Below are 13,137 nucleotides of genomic sequence, written 5' to 3'. Positions count from 1 at the left end.
GGCGATTGATTTACATCAAGTTTATGTGAACAGCCCCTCTTTTATCTGATTGTTTTGGATAAAAAGAGGGGCGTTTGCATACATGATGGTGTTGTTGTACTGTCTTATTTTCTTTTGTACAATGGCCGGTCGGGAGGGAATCCGTGTTTTTACAATTTTACCACTTCACTTGCATATCTGATCTATTTACAAAATCGAAAGTAATTGGCCTGATTAAACCCGTCACCTTTAAATAGGAATCTTCCGTCAATTATTGGTTCTCAGCTTTTAAATAAATCAGTCGACTGTTAAAATCGCCTTTCATGTCCCTTTGCCAGTACTCGGTTTCTCTGCCAATATAGTTCTCACCAAATAGTAACCCTATAGACATCAACTCATCGCCACAATGTACTCCTTGTCCTGATACAGTATACTGATAATTTTCATTTAATCCCGCAAGCTTCAAACGATAGTACTTCGGGTTGGGACGGGCAAGAATTTGGTAATAACCGACCAGTGCTTCCTGTTGATTATGAGAAACCACCATCCATGCTACTTCGTTTGATCCGAACGGACTCAACAAGCGATAAAATTTGCCCGAATGAATAAGTTTTTGGTGTTTTTTAAACTGTTGTATCTGTTGGGAGATCGTGCTTTTTTCCTCAACAGTACATTGAGTAATATCCAATTCATACCCAAATGTTCCAAAATATGCGACATCGCCGCGCATCTTCAAGGAAGTTAACCGTGCCACCTGATGGTTGGGGACCGCCGAAACATGAGAGCCAATTGATGACAGGGGGTATACCATTGAAGCGCCATATTGAATATGTAACCTTTCTACCGCGTCTGTATCATCACTCGCCCATGTTTGCGGTGCATAATATAACAATGCCGGATCAAAACGACCGCCGCCTCCTGCACAGGACTCAATTAAAAGATCAGGATATTTTGCTAACAAGCGCTCGTATAAATCATATACGCCTAAAATATAGCGGTGGCAAACTTCACCTTGTCTATCACTTTCCCAAATAGTTGAGAAAGCCTCTGAGATATAACGGTTCATGTCCCACTTTAAGTAATCTATCTGACACGAAGAAAGAATTGCATCCATCTGTTGAAAAATAGTTTCAACAACAATTGAATTACTAAAATCCAACACATATTGGTTGCGCCCGTGTGAAATATTTTTCTCAGGATGGCCCAAAATCCAGTCAGAATGGTGAGCATATAGGAGTGTGTCTTTAGACACCATCTCAGGCTCAAACCAAAGCCCAAAAAGTAAACCCAGCTCGTGAATGCTATTGCTTAAACGATTCAAACCGCTTGGCAACTTCAGTTGATCCACCGTCCAATCGCCTAAAGAACCGTTGTCACTATTGCGTCTGCCAAACCAACCGTCATCTAACACCAGAAGGTCAGCACCGACCAGCTTAGCTTCTTTTGCAATCTCCAAAATTTTATCCTCATTGAAATCAAAATAGGTTGCTTCCCAGTTGTTAATGAGCACTGGACGCGGCTGTTCACACCAACGCGTATTCATTAAGTGCCGGCGATAGAACTCGTGAAAGGATTGGCTCATTCCATTTAACCCATCTTCCGAATAAGTCATTACCGCTTCCGGACTTGTAAATGTTTCGCCTTGGCTCAATTTCCACGAAAATTGAAATGGATTGATGCCTAATGTAATCCGGGCGACATCATAACTATCCAGCTCCACTTGTGCTAAAAAATTACCACTGTAGACTAAACTGAATCCATAAACATTTCCCTGTTTCTCTGTAGTTTCCGGCGTGCAGAGCGCCAGAAACGGATTATGGACATGACTGCTGGCACCTCTAGTACTGGAAACTGACTGAACCCCTCGATAAATTTTCCGTCTGCTGACATGCGTCTCTCTCGCCCAAGCACCATCTAGTGTCAACATTTCAAATTGCTCATTTGGCAAATCGAGAGACATGCTTAAAAAGCGTTTCAACTGAACTGAAATTTGACCAGTATTTTTTATTTTTGCCCACCTTGTAATAACCGGCAGTTTTTTATAGATAGCATATGCTAAATACAACTCGATATCAGAATATCTATCCTTTAAACGAATTTGCAGCAATTCTACATCGTCTGTGTCGCCAAAACTGGCAGGCTGGCCTGTCACTTTCTTTTTACCGCAGCTGATTACATGATCTTGATAATCAAAAGCCGAGATACTGTCTCCATCAGCATATAGCAATTCAACAGCTGGATAACGGAAATCAGTAGTCCCAAATAGCGGGTACTCCTGCTTTATGTGTTCCAAAGAGCTGGTCTGAGTGCCTTCTGTCAGATTATTTGATGGCCTGATTTCTCTTTCAATTAAGTGAAAAAAATCTTTGCGATGTTTGATTGCTTTACCAAAATAAAGTTGTTCCAGACACTGAGTCTGACTGTCTATCCTGAATATATAGCTAATCAAACCATTAGACAAATGAAATTCGCCAGCATCAGTAAATTCTATCATGAAACCACCTCAGAAATAATAACTGTCTCATAAGGTTTCACAACCGTGGCGTCTGTTAATTTTTGACCGGTTAACAAGTTTTCACTGCCCACAAAATCTTTGGGTATGACTTGTTCTTCATTTCCAAAGTTCATGATAAAAATAAACCGCTGATATTCGTTTTCTCTGATAGACACCTCCAGCTCGGTTGGCTCTGACACTGCCGAAGACAAGTTGCATTCTGCAGTAATTTCCTGCAACGTTTTGTAGAGTGTTTTTGGTTCCAGTTGTGCACCGATATACCACGCATTTCCTTTACCAAACCTATTTCTAGTTATTACCGGCATTTCTTTATAAAAATTGCTTGAATAAACAGCCAAGCTTTCTGCTCCTTCAAGATGCATTAAATCGCATAACAGAGCACATGTACCTGTCTGACCATCATTAAATTTCAGACTGTTAGTTTGTTCCGGCGCAAGAGCGTCTATTTCCTCCACCCAGATGCCGGCTAACTGTCTGAGCGGTCCCGGGTAGCCGCCAAGATGTACATTGTCACTCTCATTTACAATACCGCTCATATAGGTAGTGATAAAATTTCCTCCCGCAGAAACATAGTTTTCCAGTTTTTCTTTCAAACCTTCCTTGACTAAATATAATACGGGGGCTACTACCAAATCATATTTTGAAAAGTCGCTGTCAGGTGAAATCATGTCAACCGATATGTTTTTATCATAAAAGAATTGATAATATTGGTGGATTTGGTCCACATATTTCAAGTTTTTGTTTGGACCGATGGTAAACTCCAGTGCCCAATAATTATCCCAGTCAAACACAATCGCAACCTTGCTCTTTTTCTCCATCCCTAAAATCGGCTGAAGTTTGCGTAGTTGAGAGCCCAAAGAGGCAACTTCCTGAAACACACGCGTATGCTCATGACCCGCGTGTTCAATCACTGCACCATGAAACTTTTCGCAGGCACCTACAGAACGCCTTAGTTGGAAAAATTGAATCGTATCAGCTCCATGTGCAATTGTTTGATAGCTTTGGGTGGACATCTGTCCCGGCTTTTTAAGCGAATTATATGGTTGCCAATTCTGTTGTGAAGGCGTCTGCTCCATCAGCATAAACGGTTGCCCGTCTTTTAAGCCCCTCATCAGGTCGTGGCTCATCGCCACAAAGCTCCATGGTGTATTATAACTTGGGTAATTATCCCAAGAAATAATATCCATTTCTTTAGCCCATTTGAAATAATCCAGTCCTTTAAAAGTGCCCATCAAATTTGTTGTACACGGGGTATCGGGGTCATATCGCTTGATAATATCTCTTTCCATTTTATAATTGTCTAAGAGACTATCTGACATGAACCGACAATAATCTAAAGAAATACCTGTAAAAGAAGCTGCCTCCGAATGAATGCCGTCCCCTAAAAGGTTAGGCACAACAATTTCATCGAAACTATACAGTTTGTGTCCCCAAAACTCCATATTCCAAGCTTTATTTACGGCCTCAACAGTCCCGTATTTTTCTTTCACCCAAACACGAAAAGCCTTTTGACAGTTTTCACAGTAACATTCGCCGCCATACTCATTATTGATATGCCAGCACACGATATTGTCATGATCTTGATAACGTTGTGCTAGTTGTTCCACCATGTTTTTAGCATACTTTTGATAAACTAGACTATTTGGACAGGCATTGTGCCGGTGGCTGAATGTGTGTCGGCGTCCTTCAAAGTCCACCCTGCCAACTTCTGGATAGCGCATGAACATCCACGCCGGCAGCGCAGCCGTGGATGTACCGAGCACGATCTGTGAATTTTCTTGTGATAGCCGCTCGATGATTTCATCCAGCTGACTAAAATCATACTCATTCTCTGAAGGTTGATTTTGTGCCCATGAAAAGACATTAATAGTTGTTGAATTAATATTCGCCAGTCGAAACATGCGCATATCTTCTTCCCATATTTCTTTTGGCCACTGATTCGGATTATAATCCCTGCCATACAAAAATTCATTAAACATTTTCTTCATTAATTGTCTTCCTTTCCTTATGTCATCACCTTGATTTTAAATGTAATCGGCATATTCGGATATTTCCTTTTTCGCTTGAAATTAATATGTATGATTAACCCGTTGTCCTCTTGTGAAAAAGTCACAGGTCCTTCTCCTAATAATTCAACCTCTTGCACGTGGCGATGAAATGTCAGGTTGTTTTGATCTGAAGTATTCCCAAGTGCTGTCAGAAGGTAGCTGTTGTGGTCTGTTCCTCCTAGTACAAAGCCGTACACATAACTACCTTTGGTCGTATAACGAATATCCTGAGACGTATAGTTTTTTAAAGTCCCTTCTTGAAACTGCCCTTCTCTTACTTCAGTTGGCCCTTCACCACTAACACGCCAAGGCTTGCTATCATAAATACCTTCACCATTAACTTCAAGCCAATTGCCAATGTCTAATAATATTTCTCTGTCTTTTTCAGGAATCGTGCCGTCTTTTTTAGGTCCTATGTTTAATAACAAATTTCCATTTTTCGCCACAACTTCTATCAAATCACAGATTATCTCATAACTTTCCTTGTAGTCGAGCGTTTCTGTATAGCACCATGAGTTTCTTGCAACGGCTGTATCGGTTTGCCAGTAAAACGGTTTGGCTTCTTTGAATAGTCCTCTTTCTACTTCTGGAATACCGCTGCCAAAAGCTAGTGCATCATGCTTATAGCAAATAGCGACCTCTTTCTCCCACTTGTCTGCCATATTATAATAATAGGCTGCTGCTTTTTTCAAAACTGATGAAAAAGCCTGATGCTGAATCCACCAGTCAAAATAAACTATTTCCGGTTGACAGTGTTTAATCAATTCACATGTCCGCAACAACCAGTCTGTCACAAATTCCTCATCAGGCTCCGGCTGGCTATCCAGCAACTGGTGTTCCGCTTCCGCCATTGCCGGCCAATACAAGCTGGAACGGTCATCCGCTTCCCGTGACACATCGCTTGTAAAATTTCGACCATTGCCAAAAAACCACCAATGTTCTGCTCGATGCGAAGAAACACCAAAATGTAGTCCCATACTAGCAGCAGCTTCTTGCAACTCTTTTAAAACATCTTTTTTTGGTCCCATGTTTTTTGCATTAAATTTTGACAAATCACTGCTGTACATTTGAAATCCGTCATGATGTTCTGCCACAGGAACAATATACTTCGCACCTGCTTTTTTAAACAGGTCCAGCCACTGCTTGCTGTCAAAACTTTCGGCTTTAAACAACGGGATAAAATCTTGAAAACCAAATGTTGCCTGATCGCCATAGGTTTTGCGATGATGCGTATACTCAGGATACCCTTCAATGTACATGTTGCGTGCATACCACTCATTGCGATAGGCAGGCACACTGTATAACCCCCAGTGAATAAAGATGCCAAACTTGCTTTGTGTAAACCATTTAGGCACTTCAAACTGATTTAAAGAATGCCAGTTGTCCTTAAACACTCCATTGGAAATAGTTTCTTCGATTTCGTTCAACGTTATCATCGTATCCATTTCTCCTTATCACTTAATTCAATTGATAGTTGAATGGCTGAGACATAACGACTTCTGCGCAATCGTGAATGTCTCTGGATGAACCGCCGACACAAATTGTATAAATTTTTTCTCGAACAACAAATCGTCCATCCTCAAATCTTGCAAAACTGGCATCAGGCAAGACTATTTCTATCGTTTCCGTTTGTCCGGCAGAAACAAACACTTTGCTGAAACCTTTCAATTCTTTATACGTTTTTCCGTCTGTTTCAGTTTCCACGTATAGCTGCACTGTTTCATATCCATCTGTTTTACCCACATTCGCAACAGCTACCCTTATAATATGCTCCGATGAATCTGCCGCTCTGTCTACAGCTGAAATAGTCTGTTCAAATTGAGTGTAGCTCAAACCATGCCCAAACGGAAACAGCGGTTCAATGTCGAACGCATCTTGATAACGATAACCGACAAATACACCTTCTTTATACGCTACCGTATTACCGCCAGGAAACTCGCCTATGCTATGAGCAGAACAATCCGCCAGGGATTGGTAAAAAGTCACCGGCAGTTTTCCTGAAGGATTCACTTTACCAAATAAAACGTCACCCAGTGCCTGTCCGCCGCGCGAACCTGCATACCAAGACCAGACGACTGCTTTAGCCTTATCAATCCAAGGCATAGTCACTGCTGAGCCGCCAACAAATGTTAAAATCGTTTCTGGATTGACGGCTAATAACGCTTCAATCAATTGATTCTGCCCATCCGGCAGTTCCAAACTTTTTCTATCATTTCCTTCAGTGTCATGATTATGATCCAAGCCGCCAACAAATATCACAATATCTGCTTCTTTTGCCTTCTCTGCTGCTTCAGCTATTAACTGATGATTGATATTCTGACCAACCTCGTTCTGAATCATCGAAAAGCCTTCTTCCGTACTTTTTTCCTGCCAACTGGTATCAAACGGATTGACCTTTTCAGATGCTTCATAACCTTTTACATATTCGACTGTGCAGTTACCGCCCGCCGCCATCGTGATACCTAGTAACGGTGTGATTTCAGATAACGCTTTGATTTCTGCGCTGCCGCCTCCTGTTGAATGAACTCTGTCTGCATTCGCACCCACAACGAGAACTTTTTTTCCTTCAGCATGCGAAATGGGCAGAACAGCATCTTCGTTTTTCAAAAGGACGACTGATTCTTGTGCTATTTTTAAAATCGTATCCTGTGTGTCAATTTGATTATATTTTCCTGTCTTTCTTTTTTGACCAGGCAGCATATTCAGCCGTTCCATCATTCTCAAAATATTTTTTACTTTTTTATCCAATTCCGCCTCAGCAAGCTTTCCTTCTTCTATCGCTTGCTTCAACGGTTCAGCCATAAAATACTCATCAAAATTATTCGTCACGCTCATTTCAATATCGAGGCCGCTGAGCAGTGCTTTTTCTGTATTATGTACGCCACCCCAATCCGAAACGACCAGGCCGTCAAAGCGCCACTGCTTCCTTAAAATATCATTTAACAAATAGTGGCTTTCACAGCAATATTCGCCTCTAAACCGGTTGTATGCACCCATGATGGACATTACACCTGCTTTTTTAACGAGTTGATAAAAAGCCGGCAAATAAATTTCCCATAGAGCCCGATCCTCTATCTCCACTTCTACTTCCAGCCGTTTCGTTTCCTGATTATTTAATGCAAAGTGTTTAACAGAAGCTGCTACATCTTTTTTTTGAATTCCCTTGACTAAAGGCACTGCCATGGCGCCAGTCAAATAAGGGTCTTCACTAATATATTCAAAATTCCTTCCACACAAAGGTGAGCGGACTATATTGATACCCGGAGCTAAGACGACATCTTTCCCTCTCCCTCTAAATTCATCCCCAAGGTGTTCCCCGAAATGTTCTGCCAAAGAAGGATGCCACGTCGCTGCCAAGCAACTATTGCTTGGAAAATAAGTCACATAATCATAGGATAAATCGACAGGCAGCCATTGATCCTGAAGATGATCTTTACGGACTCCCATAGGCCCGTCTGAAAATTTCACAGGAGGAATACCCAGCCGTTCCACACCTTTCGTTTGAAACAATCCATCTCCATGTACCATACCGATTTTTTCTTCTAGAGTTAATTCTTGTAATAACATTTCTATTGTTGACATATTTCCCCTCCATGTTCTGACCGTTATAAAAGAAAAGCGTGACAAACGTTTCTGTCACGCTTTATGTCAAACTGCCATCACTGACTCGTTGTTATCTGATGACTTGTTCCGTGCCTGTAAGTTTGATTAATGTGCCTTCAGCACATGATTCTCCGCTGGACAACTGCTCATTCCGAAATACAATACTCGCTTCGCCCAGTCCGGTAGTCTGCACGCAATAGCCGCCTTCCTCTAACCTTTTAACACTGATTGAACCAACAGTTTTACCTTGCTGGTCGGTTACTTCCGCAGTCGCCTTCTGATCAATCTCAAATGCATGGATAACGACTTGTTTCGCATAATCGTAGGCCGCTCCTTCTGAGTTCGGACCTGTCACAATCAGACTGTTCGGCTTCACTAATAATGGCATAGTCAAATAGTCATAGTCTTCTTTATACCATTTGCCGCCTTCATGAATGTCATTTGTCAAAAAGTTGGTCCATCTGCCTTCAGGAACGTAAAACTCTGCTACTCCTCTATCATTAAAAATCGGAGCAACTAGCAAGTTTTCACCAAACATATATTGCTGATCCAAATGATGACTGTTTCTGTCTTCCGGAAACTCAAGTACCATCGCACGCATCATCGGTATCCCTTGATTCACCGACACTTGCGCCTGTTTCATGATATAAGGCATCAAAGAGAGTTTTAGCTTAGTGAATTTGCGTGTCACATCGACGGCCTCTTCTCCGTAGAGCCACGGTACTTTATACTCCCAGCTGCCGTGATAACGGCTGTGAGAGGAAAGCAGACCAAATTGGGTCCAACGTTTATACAAATCAGGTGTGCACCCTGCTTCAAATCCGCCAATATCATGAGACCAGAAACCGAAACCGCTCATACCAAATGATAGACCAGCCCGCAGCGACTCCGCCATAGACGGATAATCTGATGTACAATCGCCTCCCCAATGAACAGGGAATTTCTGTGAACCGGTCGTAGCAGACCTTGCAAACAAGACTGCTTCCTGTTCCCCACGCTCTTCCTTTAACAAATCGAACACCACTTGATTGTATAAATAAGCATAGTAGTTATGCATACTTTCAGGTGATGACCCGTCATGATACACACAATCAGTTGGGATACGTTCCCCAAAATCTGTTTTAAAACTGTCAACTCCCATATCAAGCAATGCTTTCAATTTCCCTCTATACCAAGCTACTGCATCTGGATTAGTAAAATCAACGATTGCTAAACCAGCTTGCCATTTATCCCATTGCCAAACATCGCCATTTGGGCGTTTTAAAAAGTAGCCATTCGTCATTCCTTCATCGAATAGAGGTGATTTTTGTCCAACATACGGATTAATCCATAGAGATATTTTAAGTCCTTTATCTTTCAAACGTCTCAGCATTTTTTCCGGCTCAGGAAACATCCGTTCATCCCAAGTAAAGTTACACCACTCAAATTCTCTCATCCATAAACAATCAAAATGGAACACATCCAGCGGGATGTCACGTTCAAACATGCCGTCCACAAATGTATTAACCGTTTCTTCATCATAGTCAGTTAAAAATGACGTACTCAACCATAGGCCAAAAGACCAGGCTGGCGGCAGACTTGGTTTGCCAGTCAGTGTCGTATATAAAGTCAGCACCTTTTTCATGTTGTCTCCTGCCATAAAGAAGTACTCCATAGATTCTCCCGGCTGGCTGAACTGGACCTTGGAAACTTTTTCGCTACCAATCTCAAAGCTGACTTTCTCAGGCGTATTGACGAAAATACCATAACCTTTATTACTAATGTAAAACGGAATGTTTTTATAGGTTTGCTCTGTGCCTGTTCCACCGTCTTCATTCCAGATATCAACGGTTTGACCGTTTTTCACAAAAGCTGTAAATCTTTCACCTAACCCATAAATATACTCACCAACACCAATAGACAACTGTTCGGAAACATGGATCTGACCTGTGTCATCTTTTATATATGCTTTACTTCTAGGGCTGCTTTCAGTCAATACTTCGCCGTCCCTTTTATAAATCATGGACAACTGCTCACCCTTAGCTATTTCAACGGAAGATTTTCCGCTTGAAAAAATATACATGTTCTCATTTTCTGTAATTGTTACATGTGGCTGTTGATGATTTATCTCAAAAGCAGCTTTTTTTTGTGCAGAGCCTTCATGATGATACATCTTGACAGAAATCACATCCTCTAAAGGAGATGTAATTTCAATGGTGAACATACCACCATCCAGCGAATGGCCTTTATGCCCTGTAAAATTAAACGGCGCATACAGATACAGACTGTTTTCCGTATAGCGAACATCATAGACATGTACTGCATAATCGACATTAAAACCGTCTTTAATCAACCAACCGCCATTTGAATATTTCATAGTGTTACCCGCCTTTTCTCATTGTTCATTGTCAACTATTTTTTAAACTCACCGCTCCACAGTTTGATACGATCCTGTGTTAATTGAGTCATTTCATTATTCGCCTTTTCAATACCTATTTTTTCTAATTCTTTTTGCATATCTTCCCAGATTTTATCAAAGTCTTGCGGATCTGCTAAAATCGCTTTGGTTACAGTTTGTGTCACATAGTCATCCGCCTTAGTTTGAATAATACTTGCATCGCTTTCTGATGGCAGCACATATTCGTATGCTTTCCCATGATCAGAGGTACCTAGCTCTTCTGGTTTAGGAAATAGATCGACCCACAATTCAGCATCGTATTCTGCCAAAACTTCTTTTTCAGCATCTGTAAAATCATTGATGACCTGTTCTTTTGTATCTCTTGAAATACTTTGACCAGCAGAATCAACTGCTGCTGTTCCCCATTGCGGGAATGGCCAGCCGTATGCGCCGATCCCTGTCTTAGTTTGATAATTTGTATCTGTTTGAGATGCTTTCAAATCCTCCGGCTTCGCTACGCGTTTCCCGTCTTTGATGTCATAGTTAACACCTTCGACACCCCAGTTAACTAGAATCTGTGCTTCTTCAGATGCCATCCAGTTTAAAAATTCAAAAGCCTTATCTTGATTTTCACTAGTGGAAGAAATAGAAACACCTGTCGTTCCTGTAAATCCATAGTCTTTTACACCTTGGGAAAGAAGGTTTTCATTTAACGTAACCGGCAAAGGAGCATATAGACGCCATTCTTTGTCATCAGCTTTTAAGTTTTTAACGGCATCCTGGTAGTTCCAGTCCTGATCGGCAATGCCCAATACTCTTCCAGAAGACAGTTTTGCAATGTATGTATCTGCCTTTTGCGTAAATGACTCCGGATCCAGAAGCCCTTTGGCATTCATACTGTTCAACCATTTAAAGTACTCTTTAAATTCTGGCAACTGGAATTTATAAACTGTCTCACCTGTTTTGTCATCCACTGCCCATTGACCATCATCCTGCAAACCTGAAGCAAATCCGGCAGGGTTCCCGACAGTAATCAGCCAACGCCAATCCGAACCAAGTAAAGACAAACCAATCGTTTCTTGCCCATCAATCTCAGGATATTTTTCTTTATAAGCAGCAATAGCTTTTTCAAAATCATCTAGTGTTCTAATCTCCGGATAACCCAGTTCTTTTAACACATCTAACTGAATTGAGAACGTTCCGCTTGTTTTATAATAGGCATTCTCTACGCCGCCTGTTCCCAGATGATAGATTTGCGGATCATCTAAACTATTCCGCAGCCGGTCGAGTTGATCGCCGTACAGTTTTTTTATGTTGTCCCCTTTTTTTTCAATCATTTCATCTAATGGAATCACTGCATTGGCGTCAATCAGTTTATTTAAATCGCCTTTACCAAAAATGATGTCGGGATAATCGCCACTTGCTATCATTAGCGGAATTGCCTGTTCATCTCCTCCAACAGGATGTGAGATTTCCAGTTTGACACCTGTTTTCTTTGTAATTTCTTTTGCCACTGGATTATCAAATTTATCATCCTTCTGCAAATCTTTGTTAAAAAACGTTAGTGTGGTAACATCTCCTTCCCCATCCTTAGCCTTTTTGTCTGACCCGCACGCACCTAAAATCAGAACTGCACTTGTTAAAAGTAAGGCGCTACATATTGTTTTCTTTTTCATGTGTTTTTCCTCCTATTTTTTATTTAATTTTTTACTGCCCCTAAAGTTAAACCTGAAACAAAATGTTTTTGTAAGAACGGATATACCACAACAATCGGTACTGTGGCAATAATCGTAATTGCCATTTTGATTGATTCTGGTGTCGTTTGAGCTTTGTTCATTAATTCCATACTGCTTGTCGCAGATTGACCACCTGAGGATACTTGTGCCGATGCATTGTCTAAAATTTTCATCAATTCATATTGTAATGTCGTCAAATTATTATTAGTTTTCGCATATAAATATGTATCAAACCAACTGTTCCACTGGCCGACAGCTATAAATAAAGCTATGGTAGCTATGACCGGCTTACAAAGCGGCAAAATTATTTTTATAAAAATAGTCAAATCATTCGCTCCATCAATTTTCGCAGACTCTTCCAAAGCATCTGGCAATCCCTCTATAAAGGAACGAATAACAATGACATTGTATGCACTCAGAAGCATCGGTAATATATATACCGCAAAATTATTAATCAACCCTAATCCGCGAATAACTAAGTAAGTAGGGATTAAGCCACCACTGACATACATTGTCAAGATCAACAAAGTCGTCGCCTGTTTTCTGAACATAAAATCCCTGCGGCTGATCACATATGCATACACGCAACAGCTGAAAACACCCGCTAGTGTACCAATAACCGTTCTTAGCACAGAGTTGCTGAATGCCCTTAAAAGCTGGCTATTGCCTGAAAATATTTCTTTATAGTTTACCAGTGTAAACTTTCTCGGAAAAATAGTCAGCCCGCCTTTAGCTGTATCCGCAGCATCATTCAATGATGTAGCCAGCACGTTTAGAAATGGATACAATGTAATAATGATGACGCCAAGCATAAAGACGGCGATAATAATATCCATTAGTGTAAACTCTCTTTTTTTTCTTACCTTCATAATAACCACC

Annotated in this window: 7 protein-coding genes; all 7 read right to left on the bottom strand. The window is 41.0% G+C overall.

Annotated elements, in window-relative coordinates; genetic code table 11:
* Positions 1 to 250: 250 nt before the first annotated feature.
* The 7 genes from CBF27_RS00500 to CBF27_RS00470 all read right to left on the bottom strand — a co-directional run bounded on the left by CBF27_RS00500 (position 251) and on the right by CBF27_RS00470 (position 13,127).
* Positions 251 to 2,473, bottom strand: coding sequence for an alpha-galactosidase (locus tag CBF27_RS00500; RefSeq protein WP_126811265.1), 2,223 nt, complete (start codon positions 2,471 to 2,473; stop codon positions 251 to 253).
* Positions 2,470 to 4,482: a beta-galactosidase gene (locus tag CBF27_RS00495; protein WP_126811262.1), complete on the bottom strand. Its 2,013-nt coding sequence runs from the start codon at positions 4,480 to 4,482 to the stop codon at positions 2,470 to 2,472. The genes CBF27_RS00500 and CBF27_RS00495 overlap by 4 nt, the downstream gene beginning before the upstream one ends.
* A gap of 17 nt (positions 4,483 to 4,499) precedes the next feature.
* The gene (locus tag CBF27_RS00490; RefSeq protein WP_211334575.1) at positions 4,500 to 5,978 is read right to left on the bottom strand and encodes an alpha-L-fucosidase; all 1,479 of its coding nucleotides are present in this window, start codon (positions 5,976 to 5,978) and stop codon (positions 4,500 to 4,502) included.
* Between the two features lie 22 nt (positions 5,979 to 6,000).
* Positions 6,001 to 8,124 (bottom strand): beta-glucosidase family protein, encoded by a 2,124-nt coding sequence (locus CBF27_RS00485; RefSeq protein WP_126811257.1) that lies wholly within the window; start codon positions 8,122 to 8,124, stop codon positions 6,001 to 6,003.
* 91 nt (positions 8,125 to 8,215) lie between these two features.
* Positions 8,216 to 10,501 (bottom strand): alpha-xylosidase, encoded by a 2,286-nt coding sequence (yicI, locus tag CBF27_RS00480; protein ID WP_126811253.1) that lies wholly within the window; start codon positions 10,499 to 10,501, stop codon positions 8,216 to 8,218.
* A 35-nt stretch (positions 10,502 to 10,536) separates the two neighbouring features.
* The gene (locus CBF27_RS00475) at positions 10,537 to 12,198 is read right to left on the bottom strand and encodes an ABC transporter substrate-binding protein (RefSeq protein ID WP_126811250.1); all 1,662 of its coding nucleotides are present in this window, start codon (positions 12,196 to 12,198) and stop codon (positions 10,537 to 10,539) included.
* Positions 12,199 to 12,221: 23 nt separating this feature from the next.
* Positions 12,222 to 13,127 carry a carbohydrate ABC transporter permease gene (locus CBF27_RS00470; RefSeq protein ID WP_126811247.1) on the bottom strand — a complete coding sequence of 302 codons (906 nt, stop codon included), beginning with the start codon at positions 13,125 to 13,127 and terminating at the stop codon, positions 12,222 to 12,224.
* Positions 13,128 to 13,137: the final 10 nt, after the last annotated feature.

Origin of the sequence: Vagococcus acidifermentans (assembly GCF_003987655.1) — a bacterium.
In the GTDB taxonomy this organism is placed as follows: Bacteria; Bacillota; Bacilli; order Lactobacillales; family Vagococcaceae; genus Vagococcus_B; species Vagococcus_B acidifermentans.
The sequence above is the reverse complement of the archived record's forward strand: the minus strand, read 5'-3'. Positions and strand labels throughout refer to the sequence as shown.